16 protein-coding genes and 1 tRNA gene are annotated in these 17,104 nt (G+C 67.6%); 6 read left to right on the plus strand and 11 right to left on the minus strand.

The window, feature by feature from the left end:
* The first annotated feature begins 84 nt into the window (after positions 1 to 84).
* Genes EV640_RS06950 through EV640_RS06965 form a run of 4 tightly spaced genes read left to right on the plus strand, consistent with a single transcriptional unit; the run spans position 85 to position 2,852 of the window.
* The gene (locus EV640_RS06950) at positions 85 to 1,002 is read left to right on the plus strand and encodes a LysR family transcriptional regulator (RefSeq protein ID WP_036476465.1); all 918 of its coding nucleotides are present in this window, start codon (positions 85 to 87) and stop codon (positions 1,000 to 1,002) included.
* A 28-nt stretch (positions 1,003 to 1,030) separates the two neighbouring features.
* Positions 1,031 to 1,405, plus strand: coding sequence for an ArsR/SmtB family transcription factor (locus EV640_RS06955; RefSeq protein ID WP_036476467.1), 375 nt, complete (start codon positions 1,031 to 1,033; stop codon positions 1,403 to 1,405).
* Positions 1,406 to 1,422: 17 nt separating this feature from the next.
* A complete protein-coding gene (locus EV640_RS06960) occupies positions 1,423 to 2,409 on the plus strand; it encodes an SRPBCC family protein (protein WP_133726140.1) in 987 nt (328 codons plus the stop codon).
* Between the two features lie 47 nt (positions 2,410 to 2,456).
* Positions 2,457 to 2,852 carry a VOC family protein gene (locus EV640_RS06965; RefSeq protein WP_051501316.1) on the plus strand — a complete coding sequence of 132 codons (396 nt, stop codon included), beginning with the start codon at positions 2,457 to 2,459 and terminating at the stop codon, positions 2,850 to 2,852.
* A gap of 149 nt (positions 2,853 to 3,001) precedes the next feature.
* On the opposite strand, the gene EV640_RS06970 is transcribed toward EV640_RS06965, so the two are convergent.
* From EV640_RS06970 to EV640_RS07000, 7 genes are all read right to left on the minus strand, one after another.
* Positions 3,002 to 3,826, minus strand: coding sequence for an ion transporter (locus EV640_RS06970; RefSeq protein ID WP_200869324.1), 825 nt, complete (start codon positions 3,824 to 3,826; stop codon positions 3,002 to 3,004).
* A gap of 9 nt (positions 3,827 to 3,835) precedes the next feature.
* Positions 3,836 to 4,330, minus strand: a complete 495-nt coding sequence (locus EV640_RS06975) for an HD domain-containing protein (protein WP_051501317.1) — start codon at positions 4,328 to 4,330, stop codon at positions 3,836 to 3,838.
* A 218-nt stretch (positions 4,331 to 4,548) separates the two neighbouring features.
* Positions 4,549 to 4,621: transfer RNA gene (locus EV640_RS06980), tRNA-Arg, on the minus strand.
* A gap of 79 nt (positions 4,622 to 4,700) precedes the next feature.
* Positions 4,701 to 5,021, minus strand: a complete 321-nt coding sequence (locus EV640_RS06985) for an antibiotic biosynthesis monooxygenase family protein (protein ID WP_036476469.1) — start codon at positions 5,019 to 5,021, stop codon at positions 4,701 to 4,703.
* Positions 5,022 to 5,067: 46 nt separating this feature from the next.
* On the minus strand, positions 5,068 to 6,858 hold the full coding sequence (locus EV640_RS06990) for a gamma-glutamyltransferase family protein (protein ID WP_036476471.1): 1,791 nt from the start codon (positions 6,856 to 6,858) through the stop codon (positions 5,068 to 5,070).
* Positions 6,859 to 6,949: 91 nt separating this feature from the next.
* Positions 6,950 to 8,530 carry an Rv2578c family radical SAM protein gene (locus EV640_RS06995; RefSeq protein WP_133726141.1) on the minus strand — a complete coding sequence of 527 codons (1,581 nt, stop codon included), beginning with the start codon at positions 8,528 to 8,530 and terminating at the stop codon, positions 6,950 to 6,952.
* 37 nt (positions 8,531 to 8,567) lie between these two features.
* Positions 8,568 to 9,650, minus strand: coding sequence for a putative sulfate exporter family transporter (locus EV640_RS07000; RefSeq protein ID WP_051501318.1), 1,083 nt, complete (start codon positions 9,648 to 9,650; stop codon positions 8,568 to 8,570).
* A gap of 35 nt (positions 9,651 to 9,685) precedes the next feature.
* Between EV640_RS07000 and tgt the strand changes: the two genes are divergently transcribed.
* The gene (tgt, locus tag EV640_RS07005; protein WP_243832254.1) at positions 9,686 to 11,017 is read left to right on the plus strand and encodes a tRNA guanosine(34) transglycosylase Tgt; all 1,332 of its coding nucleotides are present in this window, start codon (positions 9,686 to 9,688) and stop codon (positions 11,015 to 11,017) included.
* Positions 11,018 to 11,243: 226 nt separating this feature from the next.
* Positions 11,244 to 13,328 (plus strand): acyltransferase family protein, encoded by a 2,085-nt coding sequence (locus EV640_RS07010; RefSeq protein WP_166645880.1) that lies wholly within the window; start codon positions 11,244 to 11,246, stop codon positions 13,326 to 13,328.
* Between the two features lie 67 nt (positions 13,329 to 13,395).
* On the opposite strand, the gene EV640_RS07015 is transcribed toward EV640_RS07010, so the two are convergent.
* The 4 genes from EV640_RS07015 to EV640_RS07030 all read right to left on the minus strand — a co-directional run bounded on the left by EV640_RS07015 (position 13,396) and on the right by EV640_RS07030 (position 17,062).
* Positions 13,396 to 13,941 (minus strand): hypothetical protein, encoded by a 546-nt coding sequence (locus tag EV640_RS07015; protein WP_036476475.1) that lies wholly within the window; start codon positions 13,939 to 13,941, stop codon positions 13,396 to 13,398.
* Positions 13,942 to 14,031: 90 nt separating this feature from the next.
* Positions 14,032 to 14,262 carry a hypothetical protein gene (locus tag EV640_RS07020; RefSeq protein WP_036476477.1) on the minus strand — a complete coding sequence of 77 codons (231 nt, stop codon included), beginning with the start codon at positions 14,260 to 14,262 and terminating at the stop codon, positions 14,032 to 14,034.
* A gap of 54 nt (positions 14,263 to 14,316) precedes the next feature.
* A complete protein-coding gene (locus EV640_RS07025; RefSeq protein WP_036476479.1) occupies positions 14,317 to 15,927 on the minus strand; it encodes a peptide chain release factor 3 in 1,611 nt (536 codons plus the stop codon).
* Positions 15,928 to 16,165: 238 nt separating this feature from the next.
* The gene (locus tag EV640_RS07030) at positions 16,166 to 17,062 is read right to left on the minus strand and encodes an alpha/beta hydrolase fold domain-containing protein (RefSeq protein WP_036476480.1); all 897 of its coding nucleotides are present in this window, start codon (positions 17,060 to 17,062) and stop codon (positions 16,166 to 16,168) included.
* Positions 17,063 to 17,104: the final 42 nt, after the last annotated feature.

Here is a 17,104-nt window from a genome sequence, read left to right on the forward strand (position 1 = left end):
CATCCTGGAACACCGCATCGATCAGAACAAGCAGATAAAAGCATAGGACTGTTCGGCATCGACGAATCGTTAGATACTGGTGCCATGTTGAATCCACACAGGCTGCGCGTGCTGCAATCGGTGATCGCCACCGGCTCGATCCAGGGCGCCGCGCGCAGCCTGCACTACTCCCCCGCCACGGTGAGTCAACATATGAGCATCCTCGCGCAGGAGACCGGGCTGAAGCTCTTCGAGCGCAGCGGTAGAGGACTGATGCCGACCTCCTCAGCCCTGGCCCTGGCGCAGGGGAGCACCGCCGTGCTGCAGGCGTTCGATGAGCTGGACCGCCTGGTGGAGGGTCTGCGCCGGGGGCGGTCCAGCCACCTGACACTGGCCAGCTTCACCTCCGCCGCGAAGGAATGGCTCCCTCAGGTGGTGGCCACCCTGCGCGCCAGGGACCCGGAGCTGACCGTGCAGATCAGTCTCAACGAGCCCTACGCGGAGAAGACCGGGCACCCGGTGGACATCGACATCCGCAATGAATCCCCGCTGGAGCCCGAAGAGCACTTCAAGGGCTACCTGCGTCACCTGTTGCGGCACGAGGACTTCGCCGTCGTCCTGCCTGCGGGCCACCCGCTGGCGGACTCGGAGACCGTGGAGGTCCACGAGCTCAGTGATCAGATGTGGGTGGACCATGACATCAAGGACAGCCCCAACGGGCGGATGATCCGCACCGCCGCTCAGGCTGCAGGGTTCGTGCCCCAGTTCGCCGCCAGGCTGGATGACCACAATGCCGCCCTCTCCCTCGTGGCCGCCGGACTGGGGATCACTGTGCTCCCCCATCTCGCGCTGCGCGATCTTCCGCGCGGAACCGTGGTGCGGGCACTGCGCAATCCCACTGTGCAGCGCCGGATCGTGGCTCACGTGAGACAGGACCGCGCAGGTGAGGAGCTGGTCGCCGCAGCGCTGCAGGTGCTGCGCGAGGAATCGGAGAAATCACTCGGCGCAGGACCCTTGACCTGAGCATCGGCCAGTCCTAATCTACAACCAAATGGTTATGCGTTCTGAGTCTTCAACGCCCCCCGGCGACGCCCAGGTGGACCGGATCTTCCGGGCCCTGGCAGACGCCACTCGCAGGGACATCGTCCGTCGCACCCTCGGCGAGGAGGCATCCGTCTCCGCGCTGGCCGCGCTCTACGAGATGTCCTTCGCTGCCGTGCAGAAGCACATCAGCGTCCTGGAAAGCGCAGATCTGGTGACCAAGCGCCAGCAGGGGCGCGAACGCCTGGTCCGCGGCAACCCCCACACCATCCGTGAAGCCCAGGCACTGCTCGATGACTATGCGCTCATCTGGCAGGGCCGGATCTCCCGCCTCGACGCCGTGCTGGCGGAGACACCCACCGAAGACAGCAGCAAGAAGCACTGACAGCAGAAAGGCTCGTCATGCCTATCACCTCGATCACCAAGGACACCGATGCGTTGACCATGACCGTGGTCGCAGACTTCCCCGTGCCGGTCCAGCGACTCTGGGACGCGCACGCCGACCCCCGCCAGCTCGAGAGGTTCTGGGGACCTGCCGAGTGGCCGGCCACCTTCACCCGCCACGACTTCCACGCCGGGGGGCGTTCGCACTACTGGATGACCGGGCCCGACGGCACCCGGGCCGCCGGCTGCTGGGAGTACCTCGCAATGGATCCCGGGCGCTCCTTCGAGGTCACCGACGGCTTCGCCGATGAGTTCGGCACCCCGGATCCTGAGATGCCGGTGATGCGCCTGAGACTGGTCTTCGAGGAGACCCCCCAGGGCTCCAGGCTCACCTCGAAGACCTGGTTCAACTCCGCTGCGGATTATCAGCAGCTGCTCGAGATGGGCATGGAGGAGGGCCTGACCTCGGCCATGGGGCAGATGGACGCGGTCCTTCAGGACCTGACCTCCTACGCCGCCGGCAGCGGCGTCCATACCCAGGTGCTCACCGACACCAAGGTGCGCATCAGCCGGGTCATCCGCGGCACCCCGGCGCAGGTCCGGCAGGCACACCGCGATCCCGATCTGCTGCGCCGCTGGCTGCTCGGACCCGACGGCTGGCGGATGTCGGACTGCCAGGTCGCGACCAAGGTGGGAGACAGATACCGTTTCGCCTGGGAGAAGGAGGAGGACGGCTCCGACGGATTCGCGCTCTACGGTGAGCTCCTCGAGCTGGATGAGCCCTACCGCGAGGTCACCACCGAATCCATGGAGGGCGTCCCCGGGGAACCCAACGTCAATGAACAGACGCTGACGCCGATCGAGGGCGGCACGCTGCTCACTCTGATCGTCACCTATCCCAGCGTGGAGGTCCGGGACATGGTGCTCGGGACCGGCATGACCGACGGGATGGAGACCAGCTATGCACGCCTGGAGGAGGTGCTTCGGGCCTCCGCTCGGGCCTGACCCGCAGTCCACACAGAGCATCCCCGAGAAGGAAGGCCCCCCGATCCATGCCGTCACCGTTCACCATCACCCTGCCGATCGCCGACCGAGGCCGCTCTCACCGGTTCTACCGGGAGGGTCTAGGTCTCGACCCTGTGGGGCAGGTGGCACAGGACGGCCTGCCCGAACCGCTGCAGTTTCGGCTGTTCGGGGAGGCCTACCTCTGCCTGGTCCCCACGGAGGGACTCGGCTGGGTCCTCGGTGACCGCGAGCTCTCCCCCGCCGGGCTCAGCGAATGCCTGCTGGGAATGGCGCTCACCGACGCCGAGCAGGTCAGCGCGATGACCGACCGCCTCCTGGCAGCCGGGGGCACGCTGCTGACCGCGCCCACCCAGCAGCCCTGGGGCTTCGAATCGATCGTGGCGGACCCGGATGGTCACGCCTGGCAGCTCTACGTGGGCTGAGCTCGGAGATCAGTCCGCACCCCGCTGCCTATCGTCAGGGTCCCTCTTCTCTTCATCCTCACGGAAGCCGGCCGCGATGGCGATACCGATCACCAGACCAAGACCAACGCCGACACCCATGTTCTGGCACGACCGGCCTGCTCCTCGGCCTATCGACCCAGGGTCTGCTCAGGATCTGACGACGCGCCATCGCGGTCTGCGCCCTCCAGGTCCGCGTATTCTGCGCCGTCACTATCACCCTCGTCGCCTGCTGCGCCGTCGTCCTCCGCCTCGCCGCGGGGCTGACGCACCAGCAGGTAGGTCGCACCGAAGAGCAGGAGCCCGGCGCCGATGGCGGTGGGGATGGCCCACTCCTCGCCGACCAGGTCATCCAAGAACGACCGTGCCGGGGACTCGGGGTCCACGAGTGCCACCACGACGAACGCGGTCACCACGAATGTAGCCAGGATCGTGCCCAGGCGCCGCCACCACCGCGACGCTCCGACGTTCTGCAGCGAGTGACCCGCCTTGGCCACCTGTTTGGCGCGCAGCACCCGCAGCGCACCGACGCTGCGCAGCAGCCGAAGCAGCTGCATCGGGCCGATGCTGAAGACCACACCGACGATGACGAGCACGCTCAGGCCCACGAGCCACCAGTTGCGGAGCAGCCAGTCGATCTTCTTGGGCGAGACCAGGAACAGCACGATGGTCTCGAAGATCAGGACCACGCTGGTGACCCAGAGCCCCACGTGCCCGATCATCTCGAAAGGCTCGTCCAGCAGCGTCAGGAAGACAGCGGGCACCGAGATCACGGCGGCGATGAGCACCGGCCAGGCCAGCCGGTCTTCCCACCGCTCCTCCAGCTCGCGGGCTCGTTCCTCGGATGCTCTGCCGCTGGCGGTCTCGGCAAGCTCGCCGGCTGCGGCCGAGGTACGCCGCCGCTTGGATCTAGGTCCGCGCTCGTCTTCTTCGGCGGGAGGGGATGCGGAAGTCATCGTTCCAGACTAGAGGGGTTCTGAATCTCGCGAGGGAAGCTTCGGTCCGCCGAGGTGCGCCACGGCGTTGGCGTACTTCGCGGTCAGCCGCTCCTGGGTCGCCGAGTCCAGTGCGGCGAGACGCTCCGCAGAGGTGTTGTCCTGGATGTCGGCATGCTTGACCACCAGTGACACCTCGCTGAGCAGGACCCGGGCGTAGTAGTCCTCGGGGGCCTCCGCTTCTCGTCGGGTCAGGTGGTCCACGGGCTCGCTGACGGTGGGACCGAAGGCGGCCCGCAGGTCGGTCAGCGTCACCTCGGTGTCCTCGACGACATCATGCAGCAGCGCGACGGTGCTGTACGGGGGTCCATAGCCATTGGCGCGCACGATCCCGGCCACGCGCCGAGGATGGTCGATGTAGGGATTGCCTGCCTTGTCCACCTGACCGCGGTGGGCTAGCTGGGCGATCAGGTCTGCGGCGGCGTCTTCCGCTGGTCCCGGTGCAGAGGAGTTCTCAATGCTCATAGCAATCGGTGTCCGATCTGTTGGGAGACTGGGGTTCAGAGCAGGATCGGCGGGTGGCAGCAGCGGCGTCCCGCCCGCTTTCCTCCTGACCGTCCTGAGACTCTCATGACCCTCTGACATGCCGGCCGCATGGCCGAGGTGACGGCAGCACCGATCCGCAGGCACGAAAAAGGTCCGCATCCTTGTTGTGACAAGAATGCGGACCTGATTTCTCTCTGTGCCCCCGGCGGGAATCGAACCCACGACTTTTGGTACCGGAAACCAACGCTCTATCCCCTGAGCTACGGAGGCCCGCCAGCTGTGCAATTCGAAGACCTGAGTTCCTCGAGCAACTGACCGATTTAGATTACCAGCATCCCACCGGTTCCACCTAGCCGGTCACCGAGGTGGTGTAGCTCCAGAGCTCTGCGGACATGCCCACGGGCTTCTTCGGCGCCTCACCGGCGGGCGCCTCGCCACCGCTGTGCGACCTCTGGAAGTCCTGGGAGGTGCGCCAGTTCTCGAAGGCCTCCTCGCTGGCCCACCGGGTGATGACCAGCCAGGTGTGGCGGTCATCGGTGGGCTTGAGCAGCTCAAACCCTTCGAAGCCTTCGGTGCCTTCCATGGAGTCGCGGCGCGCGGCGAACCGCTTGCCGAGCTCGTCGCCGGAGTCGGCAGGGACGGTGATGGCGTTGATCTTGATGATGCTCATGGGGTCATCCTGCCAAAGTCCGCGGCATCCGCACCAGGGGCCCGCGTCATCGTCCCGCCGCGTAACCCTGGGCGCCGCGCGCATTGGCGGCGGCGCGCAGCCGCCCGGTCTCAGGGTCCCGCGTGACGCAGGAGAGCCGGCCCAGCGCCCAGTCTCCGGCCGTGGTCACCTGGTGTCCCCGTCGGCGCAGCCCCTCGATGAGCTCGGCACCGAGCCGGTCCTCCACCACGGCCCCGCCGGGCTCCCAGGCGCGCGGCCAGAAGGAGCCGGGCATCGACGTCGTATGCAGGGTGGGTGCGTCGATGGCCTGCTGGGCGGTGTGTCCGCCGATGAGCATGCGCAGCAGCATCGGCAGCTGCCACTGATCCTGCTGGTCCCCACCGGGGGTGCCCAGGGCGATCAGCGGGGCGCCGCCCTTGAGCACGAGCGTGGGCGTGAGCGTGGTGCGCGGACGCCTGCCCGGTTCCAGCCGTGAGGCGGAGCGTTCATCGAGCCAGGTCATCTGCAGCCGGGTGCCCAGGCAGAAGCCGAGCCCCTCGATCACCGGCGAGGACTGGAGCCATCCCCCGGAGGGGGTCGCCGAGACGATGTTGCCCCAGCGGTCCACCACGTCCAGATGGCAGGTATCACCCTTGGTCTCCCCGGACTTGGACACCGTCGGCTCGCCGGCTCCGGCGCCCGTGGCCGCATCGGACACGTGCACCAGCGCCGGCAGCACCTGCTCCTGCCCGGGAACCTCTCCCGGGCGGAACTCAGCAGAGGCGTGCTCGCTGATCAATTCGCGGCGCTGGGCCGCGTAGGCATTTGAGAGCAGATGCTTCAGGTTCACCGGGACATCTCCGTAGTAGGTGTCACGGTCGGCCAGGGCCAGCTTCTGCGCCTCCAGGATCAGGTGGGCGCCGGTCTCGGTGCCGGGATCCAGCTGCTCGTCCGGGTAGCCCTCGAGGATCTTCAGCGCCTGAAGCAGCGCGGGACCCTGGCCCCAGGGGCCGGACTTCGCGATGGTGTATCCGCGGAATTCGATGGACACCGGGTCTTCGTAGCCAGCGCTGTGCGAGGCGAAGTCCTCGGCGGTGATCACCCCGGCGTAATCGCCGCCGTCGGAGTGCCGGTGCGGGGTCTTGACGAACTCCGCCGCCGCCTGGGCGACCCGTCCGGTCTTCCACTCCCCCCGTGCCGCCTCGATCTGCGCGACACGTCCCGAGGCGCCCTCACCGGCGGCGATGAGTTCGCGCAGAACCAGCGCGTATTCGGGGTTGCGGATGATCTGTCCCGGCTCGGGGACCTTTCCCTCGGGCATCCACAGGGCGGCCGAGGTCGGCCAGTGCTCCTGGAAGAGCTCGGCGACGGCGCGGATCGCCCGCACCGCGCCGGGCAGGATCGGATGGCCGTGCTCCGCGTAGCCGATGGCGAAGTCGAGCACCTCGGCGAGATCCCAGGTCCCGTGATCGCGCAGCAGCACCAGCCAGGCGTCGACGGCGGCCGGGACGGCGGCCGCGAGCGCACCGGCGCCGGGGACGTTCTCGAGTCCGAGCGCCCGGTAGTGCTGGATCAGGGCTCCGGCGGGCGCCGGACCCTGGCCCATGAGCACCTGCGGGTTCGAAGGGGCCCCGGCGGTGGCGAAGATCCCGACCATGTCACCGCCTGGACCGTTGAGGTGCGGCTCCACCACGTGCAGCACGAAGGCACCGGCCACCGCCGCGTCGAAGGCGTTGCCGCCCCGTTCCAACACCGCCTGCGAGGAGGCGGTGGCGAGCCAGTGCGTGGAGGCGGTCATTCCGAAGTGGCCCTCCAGCGTGGGCCGGGTGGTGAAGGTCTCGGCGTGGGTGAACGTCATGGGCACTCCTGAGGCGTCGGTGCGAGGATCGAGCAGACATCCATCCGTCGCTTTAGTTGCTTATGCAAACCAGACTACGGGATGGGCGCACTCAGAAGAGCGCCGGCTGACTCGGCGCCGCGGCGGCGGTGGTCAGCGCCCCCTGGTTGGGCACCATCTGGTTGGACGCCGTCTCGCCGGGCACCGGGGAGTCCGGGTCCTTCCGCTCCCGCCACATCAGGTCTGCGGGCTTGTCGAAGCCATGGCGACGCCGGGCGGTGCGCGCGGAGTCGGCCAGCCAGTGCCGGTATTCCTTCGACGCGTAGGAGCCGCCGCCGTAGATCCGGCGATACTTCGCCACCAGGGCGGGATACTCGCGGGCCAGCCACGCCATGAACCACTCGCGGGCGCCGGGGCGAAGGTGCAGCGCACCGGTGGTCACATAGCTGGCGCCGGCCTCGGCAAGTGCGGCATGCAGGGTGTCGATGCGCTCTTCGCCGTCGGTGAGCCAGGGCAGGATGGGCATGGCGAGCACGGAGCAGTCCAGCCCGGCGTCGGTGATGGAGCGGATCAGGTTCAATCGCGCCCGCGGGTCAGGCGTTCCCGGCTCCACCTTCTGCTGCAGCTCCGGGTCCATGACCGCCAGGGAGACTGCGACAGAGACCGACACCTGCTTGGCCGCCTCCTGGAGCAGCGGGAGGTCTCGCTTGAGCAGCGGCCCCTTGGTCAGGATGGAGAACGGCGTCCCGGAATCGGCGAGCGCCCGGATGATTCCGGGCATCAGCTGGTAGCGGCCCTCGGCGCGCTGATACGGATCGGTATTCGTCCCCAGCGCCACGTGCTCGCGCTTCCACGAGGGCCGATTCACCTCGGCGCGGAGCACCTCGGCGACGTTGGTCTTCACGATGATCTGGGTGTCGAAGTCACGGCCAGCGTCAAGGTCGAGGTACTCGTGGGTCTTGCGCGCGAAGCAGTTGTGACTGATCACCCCGTTGGCGATGAAGTCACCGGTGCTGGTCGTGATGTCGATCAGAGCCTCAGTTCGGCCCAGCGCTTCGATGTGGGTGATGCTCAGAGCGTCGCGGGTTTCCACCAGACTTCCCAACAGCGTCGCCTCGACCGCAGTCGCCTCCGGCTCTGTATACAGCTCGGGAGACATGCCAAGGCCGAACCCCATGAGTCGGTTGTTCACCGTCAGAGAGGGGCGTTGCGAGCCACCCTCCGGCCGAGCCACGTACTTCCACCCACGCTCTGTCAGGAACCGATGATCCCCGCTGGCCACGATCTCCGTCCCATCACGGAGCGTGACGCGGAAAGCAGGCTTCTCCGTCCCCCATTTCGCAGACACGTCCGAGCGGACGAATCGGCGGTACTTGCCGTCGAACTTGGTGCCGACGACGGTGTCGCCCACCAGGACGTCGCGCAGCGGCTTCTGACGACCGTCCGCCATGAGGATCAGAGTCTCCGGGCTCAGGCAGTAGACGCACTGGTGGAGACACCCCCGGGTGGGGTTCACGGTCCAGGAGAATGGCATGTTCGATTGGCCCGGGACCTTGTTGAGCGCGGTCTTCGCCGCCACCTCGTGAAAGGTCACTCCTTCGAACTCCGGGGTGCGCACCGAGCGCATGAGCCCCTTGAGCGGGATGAGAGCCGTGCCCTCACTCTCCTGCACTGCCTGTCCCTGCCACCTCATGAAGCTATTCGAACATAGTTTCGAATGGGTGTCGAGATCAGCTCACCAGCAGCAGCACCGAAACCAGCCCGGTCCCCACCGCCAGCACGGTGCCGCCGGCGCCGAGAAGCAGCGCCGGGCCACCCTCACGCAGCAGTCGTCGCAGGTCCACCGAGGCCCCGACGCCGACCATTGCGGTGGTCAGAAGCATCGTGGTCACGTCCGCCGCGAAGTCAAGGGTGGGTGCGGGCAGGTCGGTCACCGAGCGCAGCAGCATCATCGCGAGGAAGCCGAGCACGAAGAGCGGGATCAGCGGCGGCCGCCGCCCCCCGCCCTGATGGTCGGCGGTGATGCGACGACGACGCCCGGCCAGGCTGATCCCGGCCACCACCGGCGCCAGCAGCACCACCCGGGCCAGCTTCACCAGGGTCGCGGTGGCCAGCGCCGCGGCACCGACCACTCCCCCGGCGGCGACCACCTGCCCCACCTCGTGGATGCTGGCGCCGATCCAGACACCGAGCTGTTCCTCACCGAGGCCCAGCAGAGCTCCCAGCGCGGGCAGGGCGAGCAGCGCCAGGGTGCCGTAGAGGGTGACCACGGCAACCGCGGCCGCGGCCGCGGACTGCACCGGGGCGCCGTCGTCGTCCTTGCCGTCACCGCGGTCGATCGCCGCTGCGGCAGCGGCAACCGCCGAGGCGCCGCAGATCGCCGTTCCGGTGGCCAGCAGTGTGGTCATTCCCCGCGGGGCACCCAGCAGCCGCCCCAGACCGAGCATGCCGAAGAAGGTCACCCCGACGGCGAGTACCACGACGGCGAGCACCTGCCAGCCCAGGCCGAGCAGGTCTCCCAGGGCAAGCTGGAGTCCGAGCAGCACGATGCCCGCGCGGAGCAGCGTCTTGGCCGCCCAGCCGAGGCCTCGCTCCGCCCAGGCCGGTACCCAGCCCAGGCTGCGCAGCGCGATCCCGGCCAGCACGGCGATCAGCAGTCCGGAGACCACCGGGATCAGCTCGGCGATCAGCCGATGTGCGGCGATCGCGATGATCAGCGCCAGCGCGATCCCGGGAAGGATCAGCGCGGTCTCGCGCCAGACACGCGCGAGCCTCGAGGTCAGGGCGGTGGTCAGGGCGGAGAGGGGAGGCACCGGATAAGCATAGGACCCTGGCCTAGACTGGGCGGGTGCCGAATCAGCTGAACACCGAGACCCCCTCCGCCGCTCCGCAGGAGAAAGCTCCGCAGGAAAAGGCCCCACAACAGGAGGCCGCCCACCCGCAGGCGAACCGCGAGTCCTTCAGCTTCGAGGTCGAGTCTCGGATCGAGGGGGCGCTGGGCCGCACCGGTACCATCCGCACTCCCCACGGGGACATCAAGACCCCGGCGTTCATCCCGGTGGCCACCAAGGCCACGATCAAGACCGTCCGGCCCGAGGAGATGCTCGAGATAGGCGCCCAGGCGGCCCTGGCCAATGCGTATCACCTGAACCTGCAGCCCGGCACCGACGTGATCGACGCTGCCGGCGGACTGGGCAAGTTCATGAACTGGCCGCTGCCCACCTTCACCGACTCCGGCGGGTTCCAGGTGATGAGCCTGGGCGCGGGATTCAAGAAGGTCATCACCATGGACTCCTCGGTGGTCCCCGACGACGCGGCCGTCGCCCCAAAGAAGGTCCGCCTGGCACTGGTGGACGACGACGGCGTCACGTTCAAGTCCCATATCGACGGCTCCACCCACCGATTCACCCCTGAGATCTCGATGCGGCTGCAGCACGAGATCGGGGCGGACATCATCTTCGCCTTCGACGAGCTGACCACGCTGTTCAACACCCGCGAGTACCAGGAGACTTCCCTGGAGCGCACCCGGTTGTGGGCCGAGCGCTGCCTCTCGGCGCACGGCCGCCTCACCGCCGAACGCAGCCACCGTCCCTACCAGGCGCTCTTCGGGGTGCTGCAGGGGGCCCAGTATGAGGATCTGCGCCGCAAGGCCGCGAAGGATCTCGGCGCCATGGAGATCGAGGGGCAGAGCTTCGACGGCTTCGGGATCGGCGGGGCCCTGGACAAGGAGAACCTCGGGACCATCGTGGGCTGGATGGCCGAGGAGCTCCCGGAGAACAAGCCACGCCACCTGCTGGGCATCTCTGAGCCCGAGGACTTCTTCACCGCGATCGAGAACGGCGCAGATACCTTCGACTGCGTCTCGCCCTCCCGAGTGGCGCGCACCGGTCGGGTGTATCATCCCGACGGTCGCTACAACATTCCGCAGGCCCGCTTCAAACGGGACTTCTCCCCCATCGATGCCGAGTGCAGCTGCTACACCTGCGCGAACTACACCCGGGCCTACCTGCATCACCTGTTCAAGGCCAAGGAGATGCTCTACAACACGCTGTGCACGATCCACAACGAGCACTACACCATCAAGATGGTCGACGACATCCGGGCCAGCATCGAACAGGGCCGGTTCTACGAGTTCTGCGATGCCACCCTGGGGCGCTATCAGGCCGGGGCCACGCCGTAGGCCGGCGGACCCCGAGTCAGACTTGGCACCCTGCCGGACAGGTCAGCTCCCTGGCCTGACTGAGAGCTGAGGACGAGTCACTCATCCCTGCTCAGCGCGTCATGCGACCCTCGGCCTGAAGTTGCGCAATCGAACCACTTGAGGTGCACTGAGTCACAGCTCTTTGGCCTGCAGAACCTTTCGGCCAACGCCTCAGCACCGTCAGGATCGATCTAGGCAGGACCATTTGCGCCAACCCCCACCCGCGAGCGGTCACGCTCCACCCCTTGACCGCCACGCCTCCTGGGCGGCCCCGGAACGCCGTTATCGACCCGAGATCCACGGTCTGCGCGGCTTCGCGATCCTCGGAGTCGTGCTCTTCCACCTCTTCGGCGCGGGCAGAGTCTCCGGCGGCATCGACATCTTCTTGGCGATCTCCGGGTTCCTCTTCACCGCCATGCTGTTGCGCGAAGCAGTCGAGAGCGGCGGCACGATCCGCGTGGGCAGGTACCTGGCACGGCTCGCGAGACGGCTGCTTCCGGCGGCGGCGCTGGTCATCCTGGTCACCACACTGGCCGGGCTGCTCCTGTTCCCAGAGACCCGGCATGCTCAGCTTCTATCCGAGGCCCGGGCCTCCCTGCTCTACTTCGAGAACCTCGAGCTGATCCGCTCGCAGCTGAGCTACGGGGCCGCCGGTCCAGAGACGAGCCCTTTCCAGCACTTCTGGTCGCTCTCCGTGCAGGGCCAGTTCTACCTTCTCTGGCCCCTGGTGGCGCTGACAGCAGTGCTCCTGGCCAAACGGGCTGGACGCAGCCCGATCCTGGTCATGGGGGTGATGACCGGCCTCATCGTCGTGGTCTCGTTCGGCTACGCCGTCTACATGGGCGGGGTCAGTCAGGACGAGGCGTATCTGATGACGCGGACCCGCTTCTGGGAACTCGGCTTCGGTGGGCTGCTGGCGCTGCTGGGCTCCACACTGACGCTGCCGCGCCGCTGGCGCCGACCGGCCGGCTGGGCCGGCGTCGCCCTCATCATCACCACCGGATTCCTGCTCGACGGTGCGGCGCTGTTCCCCGGCCCGTGGGCGTTGTGGCCACTGCTGGGCATGGCACTTGTCCTGGCCGCCGCCGGTCCCGGGGGTGGTGCGAAGGACCCCGTCGCGACGGCGACCCGAGTGCTCTCGGCGCACCTCTTCACCTGGGTCGGCGATCGCGCCTACGCCCTCTACCTCTGGCATTGGCCGCTGTTGATCTTCTACCTCGAGATCAGGGAGCGCCCTGGACTGGGGGTCGGTGGTGCGATGATCGTCCTGGCCGCGTCTCTGGTGCTGGCGGTGCTGACCCACCGGTGGGTGGAGCGCCCGGTGACCCGCGTCTCCGCCCGCATCTCCCTGCGAGTGCCCCTGGCGATGGCGGCGACGGTGCTGCTGATCGGCGGCTCCGCGAGCAGCTACGCCATCCACCAGATCGATCTCCAGCGCAGCGGGGCCCCGTCCCTGGCGGAGCTTGATCATCAGGACTATCCGGGGGCACTGGCCACGCTGGCCGACACCGATGCCCCGAAGAACGTGGACTTCGTCCCCGATCTGCAGACCCTGGCGCAGAGCCGGCCGGACTACTACGACTGGGGATGCCGACAGGAGATCGGTGACGGGCCGGGCCGCGGCGAGGTTCTGGTGTGCGTAGACCCGGACAGACCCGCTGACCCGGACCTGACCGTGATGATCACCGGAGGCTCACACGCGGGGCAGTGGCACCACGCCTGGAGGATGCTGGCGGCGCAGAACAACTGGGAGCTGCTGATCGCCGATAAGTCGGCCTGCATCTTCACGGAGGCCTCGGACCCCGAGAATAACCAGTGCCACGAATGGAACCTCAACCTGCTCGACGTGGTCTCCGAGCGCGAACCGGACCTGGTGTTCACCGCCGGCACCCGGGTGCCCAACGACGGCAGCCCGGAGAACATCCAGCCAGGGGCCCCGCAGAAGTGGCAGCAGATCATGGACCGCGGCTCCGAGGTGCTGCTGATGCGCGGGACCCCGCGGCGCGAGGACTCGGTGGCTGACTGTCTCGCCCAGGACGGGGACGCCGAGGCCTGCGGGATGGACCCGATCAGCTACCGGGACACCAACCCGCTCACCACACCCGACCTGCCCGAGGGCTTGTTCACCGTGGACATGACCGAGCACCTGTGTTTCGAGCAGATCTGCCCGGCGGTGATCGGCAATATCGCGGTGTACTACGACCAGAGTCACCTTTCGAACCACTACGTGGAATCCATGGCGCCGTTGCTGGAGGCGAAGCTCCGCGAGGCGATGCCACACCTGTTCTGAGCTGGCCGGGTTCTGTTCTGAGCGGGCTCGGTTCTGCTCAGAGCCGGCCCAGTCGAGGCTGGCCGGGTCAGAGCTGAGCCAGCAGCTCCCGCCAGACCGCCTTCCAGCGTTCGACCTCCTCGGGAGAGCCCAGCTTGGTGTGACCGACCCCCACCGAGGACTTCGTCAGAGACTTCTGCGAGATCGTCACCGCGACCCGGGAGCCGTCGACCAGCCCGGCGCGCCAGTATCGCCAGCGCTCCGTCGCTGAGGTGCCGGGTTCGCCCTGGACCGTGACGCCGCCGAAGGAGTCACGTCCGTGGACCAGGCCGATCCAGGCCTGCAGCGCGGCATCCATGTCTCCTGGATAGGTCTTGGAGACCGAGGCCTGGAACTCACCGGCCCGGGACTCCCCCGGCCGGCGCAGCGCATGGTGCTGTTCGTAGGCGACCGCCACGCTCTGGGCCCACCAGCCACGATTCTCCACGTCCTCGGGCATATGGTCATAGACGATCCCGGCGATCTCGCGGTGCGGCAGGGCCGCAGCTCCGGCGTCGTCGAGGGCGGTGACCCACTGCGCCCAAGCGCGTCGGGTGGTGCGTTCGATGGCTGCGGTGCTGTGACTCCTGACCATGGAATCGAGCCTACGCCGCTGGTGCGGGCCTGCCAGCCCCTGGCCGCCGTGGAACCTCCCCCGGCGGCTCAGGCGCCTCGACCTCAGGCCTCAGCCGGCGTCGATCGCGTTGACCGGCATATGAGGGAAGTACTCCCAGAGCTCGCGGAGTCTGCGGAACTGCAGGTCTTCATCGAGGCCTGCAAGCACGGTGACCACCGCAGGCCGCGCTCCCGACGCGGTGGCGGCTTGGACGAGATCCCTGGGGACGGTGGGTTGAGCAGTGAGCGTGAATGCGGTCTTGACAGCTTCGACGACTTCTACTCGGGTGACAGCGTGCATGGTGTTCCTTCCAAGAGGGTTCTGCATGGGGTGCCCGCAGCCCTCGGCGATCGGTCACATCCGTGCGGAGACCGATGCGTTGATGCTTCCCGGAGGATCCGGGAGCAGGTTTGGATGGTCGCGCTGAACGGTGCGCAACCTCCACGGGTCTCTGAACAACGCCACAGGAGTGCCGTCGCTGCGGTAGAGGACTTCGCAGTCCTGGCGACCGTTGAGGATCTCGGCGGCCGCGGCGTCGATGTCGCGGGCGACCGAATAGTCCAGCGCGTCGAAGGACACCGAGGCGCCGAAGTCGGATTCCATCCGGGCCGAGACGACCTCGAACTGCATCGGGCCCACGGCGCCCAGCACCGGGCGCTGCTGGCCGCGGCGCTCGGAGTAGAACACCTGGATGACGCCCTCGCGGTCCAGCTGCTCGACGCCCTTGCGGAACTGCTTGTGCTTGGAAGCGTCCCCGGTCTTGCCCACCCGGAAGTGCTCCGGGGCGAAGGGCTTGAACGGCGGGAACATCACGGACTGACCGGCGAAGAGCGTGTCCCCGGGACGCAGCGTGGAGGCGTTGACCAGGCCGACGACGTCGCCGGGCCAGGCGGTGTCCACGGTGGTGCGGTCGCGGCCGAAGACCTGCTGGGAGTACTTGGTCGGGAAGGGCTTCCCGGACTGGGCGTGGGTGGCGACCATGCCGCGTTCGAAGACCCCGGAGCAGATGCGCATGAACGCGATCCGGTCGCGGTGAGCCTTGTCCATGCCGGTCTGCACCTTGAAGACATAGCCGCTGAAGTCAGAGGTCAGCTCGTGGGGGGCACCTTCGGCGTCCGGGCGGGCCTGCGGCGGTGGTCCCTGCTCCATGATGAACTGCAGCAGCTCTTCGACGCCGATGTTCTGCACGGCGGAGGCGAAGAACAGCGGGGTGGCCTCCTGGGCGAGGAAGGCCTCGCGGTCGTAGAACGCGTCGTCGAGCTCCAGCAGCGAGGACTCCTCCACCGCGGTCTGGAACTCGACCGGGTACTCGGCCTCGGCGATCTCGGCGGAGAGCTTCTCGGCGAGGACCTTCTTCGCACCGCCGGGGGCGCGGGTGTAGCGGTTCATGGTCATCTCATCGGGGTGCAGCAGCCCGAGCATGTGCCCGGAGTCGCCCACGGGCCAGTTGCGCGGCATCGAGCGCATCCCGGTGCGGGTGAGGATCTCATCGACCAGCTCCAGGGCGTCCTGGCCCGGGCGGTCCCATTTGTTGATCACGGTGATCACCGGCAGACCGCGAGCCTTGCAGACCTCGAAGAGCTTCATGGTCTGGGCTTCCATGCCCTTGGCCGCGTCGATGAGCATGATCACCGCGTCCACGGCCGCCAGCACGCGGAAGGTGTCCTCGGAGAAGTCGGCGTGCCCGGGGGTGTCCACCAGGTTCACGATCGCGTCCCCGACGGTGAACTGCAGCACCGCGGAGCTCACCGAGATACCCCGGGCCTTCTCCATCTCCATCCAGTCCGAGACGGTGCCGCGGCGACCGGCTTTGCCATGGATCGCGCCCGCCTCGGTGATGGCATTGGAGTGAAGCAGCAGGGCCTCACTCAATGTGGACTTGCCCGCATCGGGATGCGAGATCACCGCGATGGTGCGGCGAGACAAGGCCTCCTCCAGGATCTGCTTGGTATCTGCTTCCTTCACGCCTCTGACTCTACGCTTCCGCGGGTAGAGAGTTGAATTCCGGGCAGGCCGTGAGTGCACCGTCACAGCCCGGCGGCAATTTGTCGCATCGCTATGCCATGTCCCATCGCTATGGACGGAAATAGCGGTGGGACATGGCATAGCGATGCGACAGATCGAGGCTGGCGAGCCGATCCGAGCGCATGGCTGGAGCGCGGTCATCGAGATGGAACGAAGCAGCTGACCGGAACTGGGACTGCTAGGCGAACGCCGCCTTGACCGATTCCGCGATCTTTTCGTACACCGGCTCCACGACCTCGCGCCCGGCACCGCCCATGTTGAACGCGTGGCCCACCCCGTGGAGATCGAGATGGTCGATCAAGGCGTCCTCCGCGCGCAGCCGCTGCGCGTATCTGGCGGCCTCGTCGCGAAGGACGTCGTGCTCTGCTGAGATCACGAGTGCCGGTGCAATGCCCGCCAGTGGCGCGGTGTCCTTGACCCCGGCCGGGGACGCGAGCCGATCGGCTCGCAGCCTGACATCGGGGCAGTAGGCGGAGTTGAACACCGGTCCCATCCGCACCAGAAACTTCTCTTGGCCCGGTGACCATTTCCGCGCTGCCGGGATGCTGAGGTCCAGAGCCGGGTACATCAAGACCTGCAACAAGACCTCCGGGCGTCCTCCCTCTTCGAAGGCCAGCCGGGCCGCCGCCGCGGCCAGGGCGCCGCCCGCAGACTGACCTCCGAGGGCGAGCTTGCTTCCGTCCCAGGGCCGTTCCGGTGAGGCCACCCAGGTGGCGACGTCGTACACCTGTTCCACCGGGCCGGGGAACCGCGACTGTGGCGCGGGGATGTAGTCGAGGTTGATCACCGTGACGCCTGCGTGGAAGGCCATGAAACGGCACAGGGCGTCATCCTGCTCGGGGTGGCGAATCACGAAGCCGCCGCCGTGCAGGTTCAGGTAGACCCCGCGCCCGGCTGCGCCGGACGGTGGGGAGTATTGGATCGCGCGCAGCGTCCCATGCCTGGTGGGGACGGCGATCTCCTCGGTGGTGGCGGGGAGATCGGCGAAGGCGACCTCTGGTGGCAGCCGTGAACCGCGGGGAGCTCGCTGCAGCAACTTGGCCACGCCGTCGGCGAGCCATCCTGGTAACACCATGTGCAGTCTCTCCTTTGACAGGTCTCCGCCTATTCTTGCCCT

The organism is Nesterenkonia aurantiaca (genome assembly GCF_004364585.1).
Taxonomy (GTDB): domain Bacteria; phylum Actinomycetota; class Actinomycetes; order Actinomycetales; family Micrococcaceae; genus Nesterenkonia; species Nesterenkonia aurantiaca.